19 protein-coding genes are annotated in these 21,093 nt (G+C 64.0%); 7 read left to right on the plus strand and 12 right to left on the minus strand.

Annotated features, from left to right (window positions below):
- Positions 1–58 precede the first annotated feature (58 nt).
- From RBB42_RS11060 to RBB42_RS11080, 5 genes are read left to right on the plus strand one after another with little or no spacing between them, the layout of a single operon-like run.
- Positions 59–532 carry a formate dehydrogenase subunit gamma gene (locus RBB42_RS11060; protein ID WP_305967769.1) on the plus strand — a complete coding sequence of 158 codons (474 nt, stop codon included), beginning with the start codon at positions 59–61 and terminating at the stop codon, positions 530–532.
- Positions 529–2,037, plus strand: coding sequence for a formate dehydrogenase beta subunit (locus tag RBB42_RS11065; protein WP_305967770.1), 1,509 nt, complete (start codon positions 529–531; stop codon positions 2,035–2,037). The genes RBB42_RS11060 and RBB42_RS11065 overlap by 4 nt, the downstream gene beginning before the upstream one ends.
- Entirely contained in the window at positions 2,034–4,931 is a 2,898-nt protein-coding gene (gene fdhF, locus RBB42_RS11070) for a formate dehydrogenase subunit alpha (RefSeq protein ID WP_305967771.1), read from the plus strand. Before RBB42_RS11065 ends, fdhF begins: the two co-directional genes overlap by 4 nt.
- Positions 4,928–5,749, plus strand: coding sequence for a formate dehydrogenase accessory sulfurtransferase FdhD (gene fdhD, locus RBB42_RS11075; RefSeq protein WP_305967772.1), 822 nt, complete (start codon positions 4,928–4,930; stop codon positions 5,747–5,749). Before fdhF ends, fdhD begins: the two co-directional genes overlap by 4 nt.
- Positions 5,739–5,942, plus strand: a complete 204-nt coding sequence (locus RBB42_RS11080; RefSeq protein ID WP_305967773.1) for a formate dehydrogenase subunit delta — start codon at positions 5,739–5,741, stop codon at positions 5,940–5,942. The genes fdhD and RBB42_RS11080 overlap by 11 nt, the downstream gene beginning before the upstream one ends.
- Before the next feature lie 107 nt (positions 5,943–6,049).
- Here the strand turns inward: RBB42_RS11080 and RBB42_RS11085 are convergent, their stop codons facing one another.
- The 11 genes from RBB42_RS11085 to RBB42_RS11135 all read right to left on the minus strand — a co-directional run bounded on the left by RBB42_RS11085 (position 6,050) and on the right by RBB42_RS11135 (position 17,842).
- A complete protein-coding gene (locus tag RBB42_RS11085; RefSeq protein ID WP_305967774.1) occupies positions 6,050–6,898 on the minus strand; it encodes an ABC transporter permease in 849 nt (282 codons plus the stop codon).
- 4 nt (positions 6,899–6,902) lie between these two features.
- Positions 6,903–7,760 carry an ABC transporter permease gene (locus RBB42_RS11090; protein ID WP_088714327.1) on the minus strand — a complete coding sequence of 286 codons (858 nt, stop codon included), beginning with the start codon at positions 7,758–7,760 and terminating at the stop codon, positions 6,903–6,905.
- Complete coding sequence (locus tag RBB42_RS11095; RefSeq protein WP_305967775.1) at positions 7,760–8,851, minus strand: ABC transporter ATP-binding protein; 1,092 nt, start codon at positions 8,849–8,851, stop codon at positions 7,760–7,762. Before RBB42_RS11095 ends, RBB42_RS11090 begins: the two co-directional genes overlap by 1 nt.
- Before the next feature lie 56 nt (positions 8,852–8,907).
- A complete protein-coding gene (locus tag RBB42_RS11100) occupies positions 8,908–9,969 on the minus strand; it encodes an extracellular solute-binding protein (RefSeq protein ID WP_305967776.1) in 1,062 nt (353 codons plus the stop codon).
- Between the two features lie 165 nt (positions 9,970–10,134).
- On the minus strand, positions 10,135–11,280 hold the full coding sequence (locus RBB42_RS11105; protein WP_305967777.1) for an iron-containing alcohol dehydrogenase: 1,146 nt from the start codon (positions 11,278–11,280) through the stop codon (positions 10,135–10,137).
- Positions 11,277–12,659 carry an aldehyde dehydrogenase family protein gene (locus RBB42_RS11110; RefSeq protein WP_305967778.1) on the minus strand — a complete coding sequence of 461 codons (1,383 nt, stop codon included), beginning with the start codon at positions 12,657–12,659 and terminating at the stop codon, positions 11,277–11,279. The genes RBB42_RS11105 and RBB42_RS11110 overlap by 4 nt, the downstream gene beginning before the upstream one ends.
- 31 nt (positions 12,660–12,690) lie before the next feature.
- Complete coding sequence (locus RBB42_RS11115; protein WP_306043682.1) at positions 12,691–14,040, minus strand: glutamine synthetase family protein; 1,350 nt, start codon at positions 14,038–14,040, stop codon at positions 12,691–12,693.
- A gap of 41 nt (positions 14,041–14,081) precedes the next feature.
- A complete protein-coding gene (locus tag RBB42_RS11120; protein ID WP_306043683.1) occupies positions 14,082–15,119 on the minus strand; it encodes a TRAP transporter substrate-binding protein in 1,038 nt (345 codons plus the stop codon).
- Between the two features lie 50 nt (positions 15,120–15,169).
- Entirely contained in the window at positions 15,170–16,492 is a 1,323-nt protein-coding gene (locus RBB42_RS11125) for a TRAP transporter large permease (RefSeq protein ID WP_306043684.1), read from the minus strand.
- The gene (locus tag RBB42_RS11130) at positions 16,492–17,088 is read right to left on the minus strand and encodes a TRAP transporter small permease subunit (RefSeq protein ID WP_305967782.1); all 597 of its coding nucleotides are present in this window, start codon (positions 17,086–17,088) and stop codon (positions 16,492–16,494) included. Before RBB42_RS11130 ends, RBB42_RS11125 begins: the two co-directional genes overlap by 1 nt.
- Positions 17,081–17,842 carry an N-formylglutamate amidohydrolase gene (locus RBB42_RS11135; RefSeq protein ID WP_305967783.1) on the minus strand — a complete coding sequence of 254 codons (762 nt, stop codon included), beginning with the start codon at positions 17,840–17,842 and terminating at the stop codon, positions 17,081–17,083. Before RBB42_RS11135 ends, RBB42_RS11130 begins: the two co-directional genes overlap by 8 nt.
- A 151-nt stretch (positions 17,843–17,993) precedes the next feature.
- On the opposite strand from RBB42_RS11135, the gene RBB42_RS11140 reads away from it, so the two are divergent.
- Complete coding sequence (locus RBB42_RS11140) at positions 17,994–18,872, plus strand: MurR/RpiR family transcriptional regulator (RefSeq protein ID WP_305967784.1); 879 nt, start codon at positions 17,994–17,996, stop codon at positions 18,870–18,872.
- A gap of 285 nt (positions 18,873–19,157) precedes the next feature.
- Here RBB42_RS11140 and RBB42_RS11145 read toward each other — a convergent pair whose 3' ends face one another.
- The gene (locus tag RBB42_RS11145) at positions 19,158–20,054 is read right to left on the minus strand and encodes a LysR family transcriptional regulator (protein WP_305967785.1); all 897 of its coding nucleotides are present in this window, start codon (positions 20,052–20,054) and stop codon (positions 19,158–19,160) included.
- A gap of 144 nt (positions 20,055–20,198) precedes the next feature.
- Between RBB42_RS11145 and RBB42_RS11150 the strand changes: the two genes are divergently transcribed.
- Positions 20,199–21,089 carry a DMT family transporter gene (locus tag RBB42_RS11150; RefSeq protein ID WP_305967786.1) on the plus strand — a complete coding sequence of 297 codons (891 nt, stop codon included), beginning with the start codon at positions 20,199–20,201 and terminating at the stop codon, positions 21,087–21,089.
- The last annotated feature ends 4 nt before the right edge of the window (positions 21,090–21,093 follow it).

Below are 21,093 nucleotides of genomic sequence, written 5' to 3' on the forward strand. Positions count from 1 at the left end.
TTATTGAAGGCCCCCCCTCCGAACGTGCCAGTTGGCGCCAATTCAGGAGGATCGCCATATGCCTGCCAGCGCCGACTACGACGCAGCCGAGCTGAAACTCATCATCGCCGCGCATCAGTCCCTCGAAGGACCGCTGCTGCCGCTGCTGCATGCCATCCAGGACAGCTTTGGTCATATACCGGCCAAGGCGCACGCGCAGATCTGTGATGCGCTGAACATCACCCGGGCCGAGTTGCACGGGGTCATCAGCTTCTACCATGACTTCCGCGAAGCTCCGGCAGGCCGACATGTGCTGAAGATCTGCCGTGCCGAGGCCTGCCAGTCCGTCGGCGGCAACGAACTGGCCGAAGGCCTGCTCTCGAAACTGGGACTGGACTGGCACGGGACAACCCCGAACGGCGCGGTCACGATCGAGCCGGTCTACTGCCTGGGCCTCTGCGCCTGCGCACCTGCGGCAATGGTGGATGACCGTGTTGTTGGCCGCATCGACGCAGACAGGCTGGACAGATTGCTGGCGGAGGCGGGCGCATGAAGATCTACGTTCCAATGGACAGCGCCGCCAAGGCGCTAGGCGCCGAGGATGTGGTTGCCGCCCTGCGCGCGGCAGACCCGAAAGCCGAAATCATCCGTACCGGCACGCGCGGGATGATCTGGCTCGAACCGCTGGTCGAGGTCGAGATCGACGGGGTGCGTCACGGGTTCGGCCCGGCGGAGCCCGGCGATGTGGCGGGCATTCTCGACGGAACCAGCGCCAAGGCACTTGGTCCGGTCGAAGAACTGGACTGGATGAAGCGCCAGACCCGCCTCACCTTTGCCCGCGTCGGCGTGATCGACCCGTTGTCGCTGGACGACTACCAGGCACATGGCGGGCTGAAGGGGCTGCGCATCGCGCTCGACCTGTCGGCCCAGCAGGTTGTTGACGAGGTAAAAACCTCCGGCCTGCGCGGCCGTGGCGGGGCCGGTTTCCCGACTGGCATCAAGTGGCAGACCGTGCATGACGCGGAAGCGCCGCAGAAATACATCGTCTGCAATGCTGACGAGGGTGACAGCGGCACCTTTGCCGATCGCATGATCATGGAGGGCGACCCCTTTACCCTGATCGAGGGCATGGCCATCGCCGGGCTGGGTGTTGGCGCGACCAAGGGCTATGTTTACCTGCGTTCGGAATATCCGGATGCCATCGCCGTCATGACCCGTGCGGTGGAACTGGCCCGCGCTGCCGGCGTGCTGGGCCACGACATTCTGGGGTCTGGCCGCGCCTTCGACATGGAGATCCGCAAGGGGGCGGGCGCCTATGTCTGCGGCGAGGAAACTTCCTTGCTCAATTCGCTTGAAGGCAAGCGCGGCGTGGTGCGGGCCAAGCCGCCCTTGCCGGCGCTGGAGGGCTTCCTGGGCCGTCCGACGGTGGTGAACAACGTCATCAGCCTGGCGACTGTGCCGGTGATTTTCGAGAAGGGCGCGCAGCACTATGCGGACTTCGGCCTTGGCCGGTCACGCGGTACCGTGACCTTGCAGATCGCGGGCAACGTGGCGCGTGGCGGGCTTTTCGAAACCGCCTTTGGCATATCCTTGGGCGAGGTGGTCAATGACCTGGGGGGCGGCACGGCCTCTGGCCGCCCGGTCAAGGCCGTGCAGGTGGGCGGCCCCTTGGGCGCATATATGCCCGTATCGAAATTCGACACGCCACTGGGCTACGAGGAATTCGACCAGGCGGGCGGATTGATCGGCCACGCGGGCCTGACTGTTTTCGACGACGGCACCGACATGCTGGGCATGGCGCGCTTCGCGATGGAGTTCTGCGCCGTGGAAAGCTGTGGCAAGTGCACGCCCTGCCGGATCGGCGCCGTGCGCGGTGTCGAGACGCTGGACCGGATTGCCGAGGGCGACGCCGCCGCGCTGCCCCTGCTGACAGACCTCTGCGAGACGATGACGGACGGGTCCCTTTGCGCGCTCGGGGGCTTCACGCCGTTCCCGGTCATGTCTGCCGTCACTCATTTTCCCGACGATTTCGCCCGCCAGAAGGAGGCCGCCGAATGAAGGATTTCATCCTGCCGACCGACGACCGTGACATGGGCACCCCCGCCCGCCAGGGCGCGCCCGTTACCCTGACCATCGATGGGTTCGAAGTCACCGTTCCCGAGGGCACCAGCGTCATGCGGGCCGCCGCCGAGATTGGCATTTCGGTGCCCAAGCTCTGCGCCTCGGACAACCTCGAGGCGTTCGGATCCTGCCGTCTATGCGCGGTGGAAATCGAAGGCCGACGCGGCACGCCCGCATCCTGCACGACGCCGGTGGCGCCGGGCATGATCGTGGACACGCAGTCGCAAAAGGTGCGCAAGATCCGCAAGGGCGTGATGGAACTCTATATCTCGGATCACCCGCTGGACTGCCTGACCTGTGCGGCCAACGGCGATTGCGAGTTGCAGGACATGGCGGGGGCCGTCGGCCTGCGCGACGTGCGCTACAAGGCGCCGGAACAGGGCGGGCTGGCCAACCATTTCGCGGCCCGCAACACCTCTGGCGAGGTCAACCCCGAGTGGCTGCCCAAGGACGACAGCAACCCCTATTTCACCTACGACCCCTCCAAGTGCATCGTCTGCAACCGCTGCGTCCGCGCCTGCGAAGAAGTGCAGGGTACCTTTGCGCTGACGATCTCGGGGCGCGGGTTCGACAGCCGTGTGTCGGCAGGGGGCGCCGATGACGATTTCCTGGGGTCGGATTGCGTGTCCTGCGGCGCCTGCGTGCAGGCTTGCCCCACCGCGACCCTGCAGGAAAGATCCGTGATCGAGATGGGCACGCCGGATCGGTCGGTCGTGACCACCTGCGCCTACTGCGGCGTCGGCTGTTCCTTCAAGGCGGAAATGCAGGGCGATGAACTGGTCCGCATGGTGCCTTACAAGCACGGCAAGGCGAACCGGGGGCACAGCTGCGTCAAGGGCCGATTTGCCTATGGCTATGCCAACCACAAGGACCGGATCCTGAACCCGATGATCCGCGACTCGATCGACGAACCCTGGCGCGAGGTCAGCTGGGACGAGGCCCTGGGCTTTGCCGCGGGCCGCTTGCGCGGTCTTCAGGAAAAGCACGGCAAAAAGAGCATCGGTGTCATCACTTCCAGCCGCTGCACCAACGAGGAAACCTACCTGGTGCAGAAACTGACCCGGGCGGTCTTTGGCAACAACAACACCGACACCTGCGCCCGCGTCTGCCATTCGCCCACCGGCTATGGCCTTGGCCAGACCTTTGGCACATCCGCCGGCACGCAGGATTTCGACAGTGTCGAGCAGACAGACGTGGTCATCGTCATCGGGGCCAATCCCACCGATGGCCACCCGGTCTTTGCCAGCCGTCTGAAAAAGCGCCTGCGGGCCGGGGCCAAGCTGATTGTGATCGACCCGCGCCGCATCGACCTGGTGAAATCCGCCCATATCGAGGCCGCGCATCACCTGGCGCTGAAGCCCGGCACCAATGTTGCCGTGGTCACCGCGCTGGCGCATGTGATCGTGACCGAGGGCCTGATGGACGAGGCGTTCATCCGCACCCGCTGTGACTGGGACGAATTCCAGGTCTATGCCGAGTTCGTCAGCGATCCGCGTCACTCGCCCGAGGCGACCGCCCTGCTGACCGGCGTCAACGCGCAGGAGCTGCGGGCCGCCGCGCGAACCTTTGCCAAGGGCGGCAATGGTTCGATCTACTACGGCCTTGGCGTGACCGAGCACAGCCAGGGGTCGACCACCGTCATGGGGATCGCCAATCTTGCCATGCTGACCGGCAATGTCGGGCGTCCCGGCGTGGGCGTGAACCCGCTGCGGGGCCAGAACAACGTGCAAGGGTCCTGTGACATGGGGTCCTTCCCGCATGAACTGCCGGGGTATCGCCATGTGAAAGGCGCGGAGGTGCGCGACATCTTCGAGACCGCCTGGGGTGTCGAGATCGACCCGGAACCGGGCCTGCGTATCCCGAACATGCTGGACGCCGCGGTCGAAGGCACTTTCAAGGGGCTTTATTGTCAGGGTGAGGACATCCTGCAATCGGATCCGGACACCAAGCACGTTGCCGCGGGCCTTGCGGCGATGGAATGCGTCATCGTGCATGACCTCTTCCTGAACGAGACCGCGAACTACGCCCATGTCTTCCTGCCCGGGTCGACCTTCCTGGAAAAGGACGGCACCTTCACCAATGCCGAGCGTCGCATCAACCGGGTGCGCCGCGTCATGGCACCCAGGAACGGCTATGCCGACTGGGAGGTGACGCAACTGCTGGCCAATGCGATGGGGGCGGGCTGGTCCTATACCCATCCCAGCCAGATCATGGAGGAAATCGCCGCCACGACGCCCTCTTTCGCCGGGGTGGTCTATGCCCTGCTGGAGGAACAGGGATCGGTGCAATGGCCCTGCAACGAGGCGCATCCCGAAGGTACGCCGCTGATGCATGTCGATGAGTTCGTGCGCGGCAAGGGGCGGTTCATCGTCACCGAATACGTCGCCACCGACGAAAAGACCGGCCCGCGTTTCCCGCTCTTGCTGACCACCGGGCGCATCCTGTCGCAGTACAACGTGGGCGCGCAAACCCGGCGCACGGAGAACGTGGTCTGGCATGAGGCCGACGTGCTGGAAATCCATCCGCATGATGCCGAGAACCGCGGCCTCAAAGATGGCGACTGGGTGCGGCTGGCCTCGCGGTCGGGTGAAACGACATTGAGGGCACAGGTCTCGGATCGGGTCAGCCCCGGCGTGGTCTACACCACCTTCCACCACCCGGATACGCAGGCCAACGTCATCACCACCGACTATTCCGACTGGGCCACGAACTGCCCGGAGTACAAGGTGACGGCGGTGCAGGTCGCGCCGTCGAACGGACCGACCGATTGGCAGGAGGATTACGCCGCACAGGCCGAACGGTCGCGTCGTATCCTTCCGGCGGCGGAATGAGTGCGCGCGCCGCAACCGTCAGCGCCTCGGGCCGGTCGCACCAGTCCGAGGGCACGTTGGCGATCCATCGCACCCTGCCCGAAGAGGTGCCGGTGGCACTGGTCTTCAATGGCACCACGCAGGCGGTCATGATGGCCAGTCCCGCCGACCTGGCGGATTTCGCCCTTGGCTTTGCCCTGACGGAGGGCATCGTCACCGACCCGTCGCAGGTAGAGGATTTCGAACTCGTCGAACACGCCCAGGGCATCGAGGCGCGCTTTCTGCTGGACGACGGTCGCGCCCGCGCGCTGTCCGAGCGCCGGCGCTACATGGCGGGGCCGGTGGGCTGCGGGCTGTGCGGGATCGACAGCCTGGAGCAGGCGCTGCGCCGCGTGCCTCGGGTGACCTCGGACCTGCGGCTGGAGGTATCCGAGGTCGCCCGCGCCACGGACGCGCTTCGGCGCCATCAGCGCCTGCACGACATGACCCGCGCCACCCATGCGGCGGGCTTCATGACCTCGGGGCGCGGCGTCTTCATGGCGCGCGAGGATGTGGGCCGGCACAACGCGCTGGACAAGCTCATCGGCGCGCTGGCGCACGAGGGGGGCGACGCTACACAAGGGGCCGCCGTCATGACATCGCGTCTGTCGATCGAACTGGTCCAGAAATGCGCGCTGGCGGGTATCCCGGTCCTTGTGGCCGTGTCCGCCCCCACTGGCGCCGCCGTGCGCCTGGCGCAGGAGGCGGGGATAACCCTGGCCGCCTTTGCCCGGGGCGGCGGTTTCGACATCTATTCCCATCAGCACCGTATCATAGACGAGGCACCGCATGTCGCCTGACAAGATGATCCGCATGGCGAACCAGATCGCCACTTTCTTCAAGACCCAGCCCAACGAAGATGCCCCCGCGCGGGTCGCGGCGCATATATCGGACTTCTGGGAGCCGCGGATGCGCGACCAGTTGCGCAGTCACGTTGCCCAAGGGGGCGACGGGCTGGACGAGGTGGTGGTCCGGGCCGCAGCGCAGATATGAGCCTGCTCCGGGGTGCGCGGGCCTCGATGGCACATACCACTGAGCCCCGACCCGGGATCGGATCTTGTCGGCCGTGACAGCGGCCGCTGCGTCTGTCAGGCCCGCGGTCAGCGGCGCTGGAACAGGATCACCACCAGTGCCAGCAGCGATGAACCCAGCATCAGGAGCAGTGACACCGCGTTCAGCAGCGGCGTTGACCCCTCTTTCAGACGGTCGAACATGGCGATGGTCAGCGGCGCGTCAGAGCCGACCAGCATCAGCGTGGTGTTGAAGTTCTCGAAGCTCATCAGGAAGGCAACGACCACCGCGCCGATCATCGCCGGCATCAGGAAGGGAATGGTGATCGTGCGCACCGCGGTCAATCGCGTGGCGCCCAGGTTCAGCGCCGCCTCTTCCAGCGTGCGGTCGAATTTCTGCAGGCGGGCGGTGATCACCAGCGTGGCGATCGTGGTGATGAAGGAAAACTGGCCAAGGATCACCAACAGCAAACCGGGCCGCAGCGCCTGAATATCCATCTGCGCCAGGTCCCAGATCCCGTTCGCCAGGGTCGATGAAAAGACCAGGATGGAGATGCCCAGCACGATGCCCGGAATGACCAGAGGCAGCAGCATCAGGACATAGAGCAGCCCCTTTCCCCGGAACTCGTACCGGTTGAACAGGAAGGCATTCGTGGTGCCGACACAGACCGACAGAAGCGCGACGCACATGGCCACAAAGGCAGAGGTTCCCACGGCGCGCAGGATGCCGCGCTCGTGGAACACGCCGATCTGCGGACGCTCGTCGCCAAAGAACCAGTTCCAGGTGAACCCTTCCCAGGGGAGCGAGGGAAACTGGCTATCGTTGAAGGCAAAGACCGCGACGACGGTCAACGGCAAAGCGAGGTAGAGGAAGAACAGCAGCACGTAGCTGCCGTAGATCAGGCGAAAGCTGCGGGATTGGGGGATGGTGGGGATCATCGGCTTATCCCATCGTTTCCTGAAGGGTGCGGCCGGTCAGGCGCAGCATTCCCCAGACGATCACCGACGACAGCACCAGCAGCATGAAGCCGAAGGCCGCGCCCAGCTCCCAGTTCGAGCGCACGATGAACTGGTTGTAGATCATCTCGGTGAACCACAGGCTGTCCTTGCCGCCCAGCATGGTGGGGGTCAGGTAGTTGCCCAGAGACAGCATGAAGACGACGATGCAGCCCGAGACGATGCCCGGCATGGCATGTGGAATGATGATCTCGCGCAGAACCGACAGGCCGCTGCCGCCAAGGTCATAGCCGGCCTCGATCACGCTGTCGTCCAGGCTTTCCAGTGTCGTGACCAGCGGCACGACCATAAACAGCATCGAGGTATAGACAAGGCCCACCATCATGGCGGCGTCGTTATACAGCATCTCGACCGGCTGATCGGCCAGACCCGCCCATTGCAACAGGTTCGACACCAGCCCGGTTTCCCGCAGCAGGATCATCCAGCCAAAGGTGCGCACGAGTTCCGAGACGTAGAAGGGAATGAGGCACAGCATGAACAGCACCTGCTGCAGGCGCCCCTTGGCCATCTTTGCAATGTAGTAGGAGACCGGAAAGGCGATCACCAGCGTGATGGCCGTGGCCAGGACCGACATCACCGCCGTCCGCCAGAAGGTGCGCAGGTACAGCGGTTCCGTCAGGGCTTTCTCGTACTGGGCAAGGCTGGTTTCGTAGACGCCAAAGCTGATGCGCTCGCGGATCGAGATGAGAAACATGTCGATATGCGGAATGATGATCAGCAGGCCCAGCCACAGCACCAGTGGCGTCAGCAGCAGGATGAATCCGATCCGGGTATGCGCGCGCATCAGGCGGCCCCCTTGAAACAGGTCGCCTGGGCCGCGCCCCACCCGATGTGCACGGCATCCCCCCGTTTCAGCGTCGCGAATTCGCCGGACTGCGGCAGGGTGACTTCCAGTGTCTCGCCTGCGTCGTCCTGCACCAACACGCGCGAGGCGGCACCGTTGAACAGGATGCTTGTCACCTTGCCCTGCAACTGGTTGTCGAAACCGGAAAGCGCCTCGGCGCTGGCGGCCAGGCGGATGGATTCCGGGCGGACAAAGATTTCTGCCGTGTCGCCTGCGGCCAGTGGGGACGCGGCTGTTGCCCGCATGGCCAGCCCGCTGTCGGTGCGCATCTGCAGGGCCTCGCCCTCGACACGGTCGATGCGGCCTTTCCAGCGGTTCGATTCCCCGATGAACCCGGCGACAAAAGGCGTGTCGGGGCGATAGTACAAATCCTGCCCGGTGCCGACCTGCTCGAACCGTCCGGCATTCATGACGGCGATCTGGTCGGACATGACCAGCGCCTCTGACTGGTCGTGGGTGATGTAGACAAATGTGGTGTCAAAAGCGGCCTGAAGCGCCTTGAGCTCGACCTTCATGTGTTCGCGCAGCTTCAGGTCCAGCGCGCCCAGCGGTTCGTCCAGCAGCAGAACGTCCGGTTCCAGCACCATGCAGCGCGCAATGGCGACGCGCTGTTTCTGACCGCCCGAAAGCTCATCGACCTTGCGTCCGCCGATCCCCGGCAGGCCGATGCGCTCCAGCGCCTCGTCCACCTTGCGGGCGATCTGGTCCTTGGGCATCTTCTGGCGCCGCAGCCCGTAGCCAATGTTCTCGGCGATGGTCATCATCGGGAACAGGGCCAGGTGCTGGAACACCATGTTCACGGGCCGCTTGTTCGGCGGCGTGTCCAGAACCGATTTTCCCTTGATCCGGATATCCCCGGAGGTCGGATCGAGAAATCCGGCGATCATCCGCATGATCGTCGTCTTGCCGCAGCCCGACGGCCCCAGGATCGAAAAGAAACTGCCCGGCGGCACGGAAAACGACACGTTGTCGACGGCGGTTGTTTCACCGAACCGTTTGACGAGGTCGGCGCATTCGAGATCAGGGGTCATGCGGGAAGTCCGTTCATATGGCGGCACCCGGAGGACCGGATGCCGCCCGTGTCAGATCAGTTGGCGGCCTGGACGCGGTCCAGAACCTCGCCTTCGATGGCTTCGAGACCGGCGGGCACCGGCGGATACCACTTGATGTTGTCGATGGCTTCCTGCGGGAAGCTGTTCTGGTACTTGGCCTTCAGCCCGTCCTCGACGTATTCGTCGGCCCCGGCGGAGGCGGTAAAGTTGCCCGCTGCCGCGGTGATCATGGCCGCGATTTCCGGCTGCATGACAAAGTTGATCCATTCATAGGCAACATCGTCTGCCTGGCCCTTGGCGGGCAGGACAAAGGTGTCGATCCAGCCCAGTGCGCCCGAGGCCGGGGCGACGAAGGTGATGTCGGCGTTGTCGTCGTTCAGCTTCCAGCCGCCCGTGTCCCAGGCCATCGAGGCGGTGACTTCGCCCGAACGGACAAGGTTCATCAGCTCGTCGCCGCCACCCCAGTAGGTTTTGACGTTGGCTTTGCACTCGGTCAGCTTGGTTTCGACCTTGCCCATGATCTCCTTGTACTTTTCCTCGTCGCCGTAGGCCGCGAAGGGATCTTCGCCCATGGCGAAGGCAAAGCCGATCAGCGTCGGACGCTTCAGGCGGTAGGTCACCTTGCCCGCCACGGCCGGATCGCAGAGGTCCGTGTAATCCTTGACGGTGTCACCCGCTTCGGCGGTGTTCAGCACAAGGCCGGAGGTCCCCCAGACATGGGGCACGCCGTAGACGTCGCCGTTCACGGTGGTGTTGGCCATGGTGGCCGTCAGCATGGACGGGATGAACAGCGACTCGTCGATCTTCGACATGTCGATCGGCTTGTAGATGCCGAATTCCATCTGCGGGCCCATGACGCGGTCCTGGCTGGGCTGGACCAGGTCGAAACCGCCGCCGCCGGTGGCGCGCAGTTTGGCGATCATTTCCTCGTTGTTGGACTTGGTCACCTCGACGGTGTGTCCGGTCTTCTGCTCGAACAGCTCGATGACCTCGTCGGGGGCGTAGCCGCCCCAGGTCAACAGGCGCAGCGTGTCGGCGGAGGCGGTGGTGGCCAGCCCGGCGATCAGCGTGGTGGTCAAAAGGATGGTTCTGGACATTGGTCTCTCCTCTGTCGGGTCATGGTTCTGTCCCGGGGTCTGCCGATGAAAAGGGCAGGGCTTGCCCGGGACGATTTGGACCTTATGGGCCTCTTGTTTGACGTTTACATGAAATCAGCGTGATTCCAGAAGGTTGCCCCGGCGGCAATTCCGCCGGGACAGATGTCAGAGCGCCGCCTTGAACAGCGCGGTCAGGTTCTGCTCGGTCAGTTCGAGCGGGTTGCCGCCGCAGGACGGGTCGGTGATCGCGCCCTTGACCAGCGTCGGGATCGCCTCTTCGGTCACGCCGAGATCGGACAGGCGGCGCGGGATGTTCAGGCCGTCGTTGAGATCCTGCACGAAGGCGCGGAATCCGTCAAAGCCGCCCTCGATCCCGAGATAGGCCGCCGCCGTGTCGAAACGGTCGCGGATCGCGTCGGCGTTGAAGGCCAGCACCGTGGGCATGCAGACCGCGTTGGTGGTGCCGTGGTGAGTGTTGAAATGCGCGCCGATGGGATGGCTCATGGCGTGGATCGCGCCAAGGCCCTTCTGAAAGGCGGTGGCGCCCATCATGGCGGCGCTCATCATCTGGGCGCGGGCCTCGATGTCCTGGCCGTTGGCGAAGGCGCGGGGGAGGTATTCCTTGACCAGCCGCATGCCTTCCAGCGCAATGCCCTGGCTCATGGGGTGGTAATGCGGGCTGCTGAAAGCCTCGACACAGTGGGCAAAGGCATCAAGCCCGGTGCCCGCGGTGATGAAGCCCGGCATTCCCACGGTCAGTTCCGGGTCGCAGATCACGACCTCGGGCAGCACCTTGGGGTGAAAGATGATCTTCTTTTCATGCGTCTCGGAATTGGTGATGACGCTGGCGCGGCCCACCTCGGACCCCGTTCCGGCGGTGGTCGGCACGGCGACGATGGGGGCGATGACATCCGCATTCGCGCGAGTCCACCAGTCTCCGATATCCTCGAAATCCCAGACCGGGCGCGTCTGACCGGCCATGAAGGCGACCATCTTGCCCAGGTCGAGGCCGGAGCCGCCGCCAAAGGCGATCACGCCATCGTGGCCGCCGTCGTTATAGGCCTTCACGCCCGCCGCCAGGTTTTTTTCGTTGGGGTTCGGGTCCACGTCGGCAAAGAGCGCGCGGCCAAGGCCCGCCTGTTCCAGCACGTCCAACGTCTGGGCGGTGATCGGCAGGTCGGCCAATCCGCGATCCGTGACCAGCAGCGGGCGCGAGATGCCCGCCTGCGCGCAAGCGCCCGGCAGTTCAGAGATGCGGCCCGCGCCGAACTTGATGGCGGTGGGATAGGACCAGTTTCCGGTCAGGCTCATTTCGTCACCTTCTTCAAGTGATAGGATTTGGGGCGTGTGAGGTTGTGATAGCCGATGACGGACAGACCGCCGCCGCGCCCGGTCTGCTTGCAGCCGGTCCAGCAGAGGCCGGGATCGAGGTAATCGGCGCGGTTCATGAAGACGGTCCCCGTCTCGATCCGGTCGCCGACGCTTTCGGCCCGCGCAACGTCCTGTGTCCAGAGCGAGGCCGTCAGGCCGAAATCGCTGTCGTTCATGAGAGCGATGGCCTCTTCATCATCCTTGACCTTCATGATGCCGACCACGGGGCCAAAGCTCTCGTCGCGCATGACGCGCATGTCGTGAGTCACGTCGGTCAGGATCTGCGGTGTCAGGTAGGTGCCGCCGTCATCCTCGGGGAATGTATCAATATGGGCTGTCGCACCGGCCTCGACGGCCTCCTTGATCTGGGCGCGGACCTCGGCTGCGAAACGGGCGTTGGCCATCGGGCCGATGGTCGTCTCAGAGTCCAGAGGGTTGCCCAGCTTGTAGCCGCGGACCACGGCCAGCGCCTTTTCCAGGAAACTGTCATAGAGCGATGCATGAACGTAGATCCGTTCGATCCCGCAGCAGCACTGGCCGGAATTGAACATCGCGCCGTCGATCAGCGTATCGACCGCCGCATCGACGTCCGCATCCTCCATGACATAGCCCGGGTCCTTGCCGCCCAGTTCCAGCCCGATGCCGGTAAAGGTGCCTGCCGCCGCGCGTTCCATCGCCTTGCCGCCGCCGACGGAGCCAGTGAAATTCACGAAGTCAAAGGCCTTGGCGCCGATCAGGTCAGAGGTCGTGTCGTGGCTGAGAAAGACGTTCTGGAACACCTCCTCGGGCACGCCCGCCTCGTGGAAGGCACGCGCCATGCGTTCGCCCACCAACAGGGTCTGCGTGGCGTGTTTCAGCATCACCGAATTGCCCGCGATCAGCGCGGGTGCAACGGTGTTGATGGCGGTCATGTAGGGGTAGTTCCAAGGGGCCACGACCAGCACCAGGCCCAGCGGCACGCGCTTGATGTAGCGTTTGAAGGTCGCGTCCTCGCCCACTTCGATGGGGGCCAGCGCCTCTGTCGCGATCCCGGCCATGTAGGATGCGCGCTCTTCAAAGCCGCCGAATTCGCCGCCAAAGCGCACAGGGCGTCCCATCATATGCGCCAGTTCCGGGACGATCTCGTCGTTCATCGCGCCCACGGCCGCGACGCCCGCCATGACCAGGTCGACCCGTTCCTGCAAGGGACGAGCGGCCCAGGCCGCCTGCGCGGCACGGCCCTTGGCGGCAGCGGTTTTCGCCTCGTCCAGCGACAGCGTGGGGCGTTCGGCAAAGACCGAGCCGTCGATGGGGGAGATGCATTTCAGTGTATTGCTCATTCTGTCCTCTATGGATCGGGCCGGTCGGCCCTTAGGTAAGTTCGAACCCGCGCGCGATCTCGTAGTCGGTCACGACGCGGTTGAAGTCCTCGATTTCCACCTCGGCTGCACGGGCATAATGGGCGACCACCTCTTCGCCAAAGGCTTCGCGCAGCAGGTCGGATTGCATCAGCGCGCTCCGCGCCGCGGGCAGGGTGGTGGGCAGTTCGGGCGCTTCGCCCGCGTAGGCATCGCCGGAAAAGGCAGGGGCCAGTTCCAGCCCGTCCTCGATGCCCTTCAGGCCCGCGGCGAGCATCGCCGCCATCGCGAGGTAGGGGTTCATGTCCGACCCGCCGACCCGGCATTCGATCCGTACCGCCTTTGATCCGTCGCCGCAGAGGCGGAAGCCGGCGGTGCGGTTGTCGATCGACCAGATCACGCGAGTCGGGGCGAAGGTGCCGACCTGGAACCGCTTGTAGCTGTTGATATAGGGGGCCAGGAAAACCATGTAATCGGGCGCATATTTCAGCAGGCCGGCGACATAGTTTTTCATCAGTGCCGACATGCCCAGGGCGTCGCTCTCGTCAAAGAAGACGGGTTTGCCGTCCTGCCAGAGCGACTGGTGCACATGGCTGGATGAACCGACCTTGTCATGATGCCATTTCGGCAGAAAGCTGGCGGCGTGGCCCTGCTGGTGGGCGATCTCCTTGACCGCGTGTTTTGCGATGGTGTGGTACTCTGCGGTGTCCAGCGCCGGGGCGTACTTGATGTTCAGCTCTTCCTGCCCGGTCTCGGCCTCACCCTTGGAGTTTTCGATCGGCAGGCCGGCGGCGTAGAGATGATTGCGCACCGGGCGCATGACGTGCTCTTCGCGGCTGGTCAGCTGGATGTTGTAATCCTCGTTGTAACCCGACAGCGTCGCCAAGTCGCGGAAGCCGGATTTGCGGATCTCGTCAAAGCTCTTCTCGAAGAGAAAGAACTCCAGTTCCGTCGCCATCATCGGGGTGAACCCCATCGCCTCTGCCCGGGCGACCATCTTTTTCAGCATGGCGCGGGGGGAATGCGGCACCTCTTCGTGGGTGTGGTGATCCAGCACGTCACACAGCACCATGACCGTGCCCTCCAGCCAGGGCATGGGGCGCAGGGTGGTCAGGTCCGGCTTCATCACGTAGTCGCCGTAGCCCTTCTCCCAGGAGGTTGCGGCATAGCCCTCTGGCGTGGCCATCATCAGGTCGGTGGCCAGCAGGTAGTTGCAGCAGTGGGTTTCCTCCCAGGCGCTGTTCACGAAATGGGCGGCGTGAAAGCGTTTGCCCATTAGGCGGCCCTGCATGTCCACGATGCAGGCCAGGACGGTGTCCACCTCGCCGGAGGAGACCTGCGCCTTGAGGTCATCGAATGTCATGGGGCCGGGATATGCCCCCGGACACTCCCGGGGGCATGGGGTCAGCCGTAGCGGTAGGGGCGGCCTGCCTTGGCCATGTCCGCGTTGTACTGCTTGAAGATCTCGACAACCTTTGCCTTGGTCTCGGACTCTGCCGCGATCTCGTCCCAGAAGGTGCGCGCGGCGGCCTCGACCTGGTCCCACTCGGCATCGGGGATCGAGGTCAGCTGCATTTTCTCGCCGTTGACGCGCAGCCGCGCCTCGCCGCCCCAGTACCACCACTGGCGGTAATAGTGCGACTGCTCCATGCAGGTGGTCAGCAGCAGTTTCAGGTCCTCGGGCAGCTCTTCCCAGCGGCCCATGTTGGCAAAGAAATGCCCGATCCAGGCGCCGGAAATGTTGTTGGTCAGGAAGTAGTTGGTCACATCTGCCCAACCCACCGTGTAGTCCTCGGTGATACCCGACCACGCGATGCCGTCCAGTTCGCCGGTCTGCACCGCGACTTCGATGTCCTCCCAGGGCAGGGTGACGGGCACGACGCCGAACTGGCTCAGGAAGCGGCCCGCGGTGGGGAAAGTAAAGACGCGCTTGCCCTGCAGATCGGCCAGGCTGTTGATCGGGTCCTTAGTGGCGAAATGGCAGGGGTCCCAGCTGCCTGCGCTGATGTGCTTGACGCCGACCTTGGCGTATTCCTCTGCCCAGATCTCGTTCAGGCCGTATTGGTTGAACAGCACCGGAACATCCAGCGAGTAGCGCGAGGCGAAGGGGAAATAGCCGCCGAAGACCGTGACCTCGGTCGGCGAGGCCATCGAGTCGTCATCCGACTGCACCGCGTCGATGGTGCCACGCTGCATGGCGCGGAACAGCTCGCCCGTGGGCACAAGCTGGTCGGCGTAGAACAGTTCGATCTGCATCCGGTCGCCGGCGATGGCGTTGAACCGGTCGATGGCCGGTTTCACGACGTGTTCGGCCAGAGCGGCGCCGGCGTATGTCTGCATCCGCCAGGTGATGGTGGATTGGGCCAGGGCCGGGGCGGCCAGCGGTGCGGCGGCAACGCCCACACCGGCGGTTTTCAGGAACTTTCTTCTCGAAGTTGTCATGTCCGTTCTCCTTGTTGAAAATCTGTCCTCTTTTCGAGGCTTCTGGGGGGTTATTTTCCGTATACGAGTTCCGGCAGCCAAAGCGCGATCTGCGGGAAGATCATGACCAGTGACAGGGCCAGCACCATCACCAGCGCAAAGGGGATGATCGAGCGATAGATGTCCCTGAGGCCGATTTCAGGCGGCGCCATCGCGCGCATCAGGAAGAGATTATAGCCGAAGGGCGGCGTCATATAGGCGATCTGGGTGGTGATCGTATACAGCACGCCGTACCAGATCAGGTCGAACCCCAGCGCCCCAACCAGTGGCACATAAAGCGGGGCTACGATGACCAGCATGGCAGTGTCATCGAGGAATGTCCCCATGATGATGAAGGACAGCTGCATCAGGATCAGGATCATCCAGGGGCTGAGGCCAAGTTGCTCGGTGAACAGCGACTCGATCGCCCGCACCGCGCCCAGCCCGTCGAAGATCGCGCCAAAGCCCAGTGCGGCGAGGATGATCCACATGAACATGCAGGAAATGGCCAGGGTCTGGCGCACCGATGTTTCGAAGACCTCGCGCGTCATGCGGCCCTTGAGGATGGCCGCGATGAAGGCCGCCATCGCGCCGATGGCCGAGCTTTCGACGAGGCTGGTCCACCCCTTGACGAAGGGCACCATCATCACGGCAAAGATCACCAGCGGCAGGATGCCCGCGCGCAACAGGCGCAGCTTTTCGGCCCGGCTGACATTGCGCTCATCCTCGGGCAGGGGCGGGCCAAGGTACGGCTGCAGCCGGCAACGGACGTAGATGTAGATGATGAACATCGTCGCCATCATCAGGCCGGGGATCACGCCCGCCAGCCACAGCTGTCCCACCGGCTGCCGCGCGATCATCGCGTAAAGTACCAGCACGACGGAAGGTGGGACGAGGATGCCCAGCGACGAGCCCGCCTGGATCACGCCCGTCACCATGATCTTGTCATAGCCCCGGCGTAGCAGTTCCGGCAGGGCGATGGTGGCGCCGATTGCCATGCCGGCGACGGACAGCCCGTTCATGGCGGAAATCAGCACCATCAGCCCGATGGTGCCGATGGCCAGACCGCCGCGCACCGGGCCCATCCAGACGTGGAACATGCGATACAGGTCGTCGGCGATTTTCGATTCCGACAGGACGTAGCCCATGAAGATGAACATCGGCAGTGTCAGCAGCGGATACCATTTCATCAGCTTCATGGCGGCGGCAAACGGCACATCGACGCCCCCCGTCCCCCATAGCAGCAACCCGGCCAGTGCTCCGACAAAGCCGATGGCGCCGAACACGCGTTGCCCGGTCAGCAGCATCAGCATCATGCCCGAAAACATGAGGATGGCGATCATTTCGTAGGACATCAGATCTCCACCCCGCGGATGCGGCCGATATCACGGAACAGCTCGGCGAGGGTTTGCAGCAGCATCAGGAAGATACCAAAGGCCAGCACCAGCTTGACGGGCCAAAGGAAAGGGCGCCAGGCGGTCGAGGACCGTTCGAGATAGCCCAGCTTTTCGCCGGCCGCCTCGAAGCCACCCGTGAACAGCGCGCCGAAAAACTCGGCGAAATACTCTAGCGGCTGCATCCCGAAATAGCCCATCGCGTAAGCCAGAGAGCCAAGCGCGCCGTACAGCAGGACGACGAGGTAGAACATCAGGAAGAAGACGGTGAAGGCGTCGACCCAGGCCTTGGTCTTGACCGACCAGCCGCCATAGAACAGGTCCATACGCACGTTCGACCCCAGCTGGATCGAATAGGGGCCGCCAAGGACGTAATAGGCCACCATGACGAACTGCGCGGTCTCCAGCGTCCAGAGCGAGGGCAGGAAAGCCACCTTGGACACAGATGACCACAGCAGCACGCCCACGAGGACAAAGATCAGGTACATGGCGATGCGCCCTATAAAGCGGTTCATCGCGTCGACGCCATGTACGAACCCCGTGATGATCCTAGGCATCGGTCACCTCCGCGGGGGCCGCCAAAGCCGGGCGCAGCATCGCCAGCAGTTCGTTCGCGATGGCCTGAACGTCCTCCGGCGTGGTCAGCAGGTCGTTGCGGACCTCGATCATCACGTTGGGCAATCCGCGCGAGATACCGTGCAGTTTCAGCGAATGGGTTACGCCGTCCTCGGGGCCGTAGGGCTTGTTACGGTCGACCTGCCGGTGATCTTCGGGCGCCTGGGCCAGCATCACCTCGGCAAGTCGGCTGTCGCTGTCGTGCAGGATGCCGATCTCGGTCGCGCGGGCCACACCGTGGTAGACCGGGGTAAAGCTGTGCACGGTGACGATGGCCCTTGGCCTGTCTGACAGCAGCCGGTCGACGGCTTTGCAGAAGGGGCGATAGACGGTCTCGACACGCTCGGCCCTTTGAGCGGGTGTCAGGTTTGCGTTGCCGGGGATCTCCACCACCTCCGAACGCACGGGCATCGCGCCCTCGGCCTCTGGCGGGCGATTGATGTCATAGACCAGCCGCGACACGCGTCCGGCCACAAGGGGCGAATCAAGCTCGGTCGACAGGATCCGGGCGAGGGCCAGCGCACCGGGATCCCAGGCGGCATGGCTTTGCCGCCACTCGGGGCGCAGCCCGAGATCGCCGTAGCGTTCGGGAATAAAGGCCGAAGCGTGTTCACATAGCAGCAGGGCGTCGCCCGTGCCTTCGGCATTGATCACGCTGACGGCGGTTTCACAGCCGCCGTGGTCACTTTCCGACATGCAGGTCCCCCTGTTCTGAAAAAAACTCTCCACATTGGTGCGGGTTGTGTCAATATTTCTTCAATAGGCGGCGGGCAGATTCATGCGGTTGACACGCATCGGGGCGCGCCTCGCACAAAAAAGCAGTGTTGGCGATGCAAGGAAACAAGCCGTGACCCAGCCCAGTTCGACAGTCCGGGAATTGATCCGGCAACACTATCCGGACCTGACGTTGTCAGAGCGCAAGTTTGCCAACGCCCTGTTGGAAAACTACCCGGCGGCGGGCCTGGCCTCGATCACGATCGTTGCGGGGCAGACCGGGGTATCGACACCTACCATCGCGCGCATGGTGCAGAAACTGGGGTTCAAGGGGTTCCCGCAGTTCCACAAGGCGCTGCTTAAGGAACTGCAGGCCAAGGTGTCCGGCCCGACCGAACGGCGGGCGAACTGGGCGACAGAGGCGCCCGAGTCGCACCTGTTGAACCGTTTTGCCAAGGCGGTGACGCAGAACCTCCAGACCACTTTCAGCAACGTGCCCAGCGAGGCGTTCGACGACGCGGCGCACCTGCTGGCGGACACGGATCACACGTTGTTCATCGTTGGTGGGCGGATCACCCATGCGCTTGCGGATTATGCCTTTACCCACCTGCAGGCAGTGCGGCCCCGGGTCATCCACCTGACCTCGTCCTCGGCGACCTGGCCGCACTACCTGCTGGACATGGAAAAGGGCGATACGCTGCTGATGTTCGACATCCGACGGTACGAGTCCAACCTGTTGAGATTGGCCGAACTGGCACGGGAACGCGGCGTCGAGGTGGTGCTGATCACCGACCAGTGGTCCAGCCCGGTGGCCGAGATCGCGACGCACAGTTTCAACTGCTGGGTGGAAATCCCCTCGGCCTGGGATTCCAACGTCTCGACTCTCATGTTGCTGGAGGCGCTGATTTCCGCAACGCAGGAAGAAGCCTGGCCGAACACCAAGGACAGGTACGAACGGTTGGACAATTTGTTCGAGCAGACAAGGCTGTTCCGAAAGCCGGGCGGGACATAGAGCGCGGCCTGCACAAGGTCGCCCAGCTGCCCGGCACCTCAGCCTCCTGCTTGGTCACGGTCGGCTCCGCGGCGCGCAAGTCCAATTCAGAGCCGATCTGCGAAAGGCCAATCGCGCTGCAAGACGGGGCTGTCTGGGTTTCATGATGTCCTCCCGATTTGTGCCGTCACTGACCGTCACGAGATTGACATTACTTTTTCCAACCGTGCTTTCACGGGCGGCGGCCTCGGGTGTTTTGCAAGCGGGTTTCGGCCTTGTCGGTGGGTATTTGACCCCGGTTGCTCGTCAGCCCGGGGGCGTGTCGAGAAGAGCCAGAAAGGAGGTCAGCGCCGGTTGGACGGGTCCGTCCTTCCAGATCACGCAGACGTCGATCCGTGGCTGATGGCCCTTCAGTTCAAGGTAATGCGCGCCGCTGCGGTTCATCCCGGTCATCGACCGGGGAACGAGGGAAATCCCGAGGCCAGCGGCGACCAGGCCGATGATGGTCTGCATCTGGATGGCTTCCTGGTAAATCCGCAGCGGGCGCCCGTGCTCAGCATAATGATCCGCCACGGCGTCGTAATAGGCGGGGGCGACATGGCGGGGAAAGAAGACCAGTGGCGCGTCTGCGATCCGTTCGAATTCGACGGATCCGGCGGCATTCGCGTCCGTCGGGGCCCATCGGTCTGGAACCACGGCGACCAGTGCTTCGCTGGGCAGTGGGCGATGGGACAGCGAGGGGCGGAATGCCTCGCCGGGTCGGATGATGATGCCCGCGTCGATCTCGCCCTTGGCCAGCGCCTCGAATTGCATGTCGCTGGTGGCCTCGCGCAGGTCGACCCGGACATCGGGGTAGGCATCGCGAAAGCGGCGGACCAGGTTCGGCAGCAGGCTGTAGCTGGCGATGCTGACAAAGGCGAGCCGAAGTTCCCCCATCTCTCCTCGGGCGGCGCGCCGGGCGATGGCGGGCAGGCGCTCGGCCTCAGCCAGGACACGGCGCGCGTGGTCCAACCAGATTGCCCCGGCGGCCGTCAGCGAAACGCTCTTGCGTGTGCGGTTGAACAACTGCACGCCGAGGGCCTCCTCAAGGCCGCGGATCGACATGCTGAGCGGCGGTTGAGTCATGTTCAGCCGTTGCGCGGCGCGGCCGAAATGCAGTTCCTCCGCAACCGCGATGAACTGCCTGATCTGGCGCAGATCCATCCACTTCCCCCTGTTGATATGCCCATTATATGAATGGCGCTCTTTCTATATATTTTACAGCAAATTCGGATTTGCCTAGCCTGATCCGGCCAGCGCTGCCGGAATGGCGCGATGGGTGCAATCGACGGCAGGTGGGGGCGAGTCATGCAGGGGCGGATCGGGCAGGCCAGCGGGAGTGCCACGGCCGGGCTCGGTCTGATGTGCGTCGGCGTTGCCAGTCTCAGCGCCAATGACGCGCTCGCCAAGTTCCTTGTTGCAGACTATTCGCCCGTGCAGATCCTGTTCCTGCGCAACGTGATCGCCTTGCCTTTTGCCATCCTGCTGACACTGAAGATGGGGGGCGCCGGGGCGCTTCGGTCCGGACGGCCGGTCGCGCATCTCGTCCGGGGGGTGCTCTGGATCGCCGCGACGGTACTGTTCTTCACCAGTTTCCTCTACCTCGACCTGGCCGAGGCTACGGCGCTGATCTTTGTGGCGCCCCTGTTCATCACGGCCATCTCGGCGCTCTTTCTGAAAGAACTGGTCGGCCCCCGGCGTTGGCTGGCAGTCTGCCTGGGGTTCGTCGGGGTTCTGATCGTCATCCGCCCCGGCGCCTCGGCCTTTCAGCCTGCTTCACTGTTGCCGGTCCTGACTGCTTTCCTTTATGCCCTGCTGATGCTGAGCGCGCGTTGGGTCGATGCCCGCGAAAGCGTCTGGACGATGCTTTTGTACCTGACGGGGGCCAGCGCCTTCCTGAGCGCCTTCATCGTGCCCTTTGTCTGGGTGCCGGTCCGGCTTGGCGACCTGTGGTTGTTCGCGGCGATCGCCCTGTTCGGTACGGCGGGCATGACTATGATGACGCAGGCCTTTCGCCTGGCGCCCGCCGCGATTGTCGCGCCGATGGATTACACCGCGATTGTCTGGGCCACGGCCTTCGGCTGGCTGATCTGGGGCGAGGTGCCAGACCGCACCGCGTTCTACGGGGCAGCGGTGATCATCGCCAGTGGTCTCTATGTCATCTGGCGCGAACGGAGGGCGGATGCCCTTCAGGGATAGCGGC

The organism is Mameliella sp. MMSF_3455 (assembly GCF_030733205.1).
GTDB lineage: Bacteria > Pseudomonadota > Alphaproteobacteria > Rhodobacterales > Rhodobacteraceae > Antarctobacter.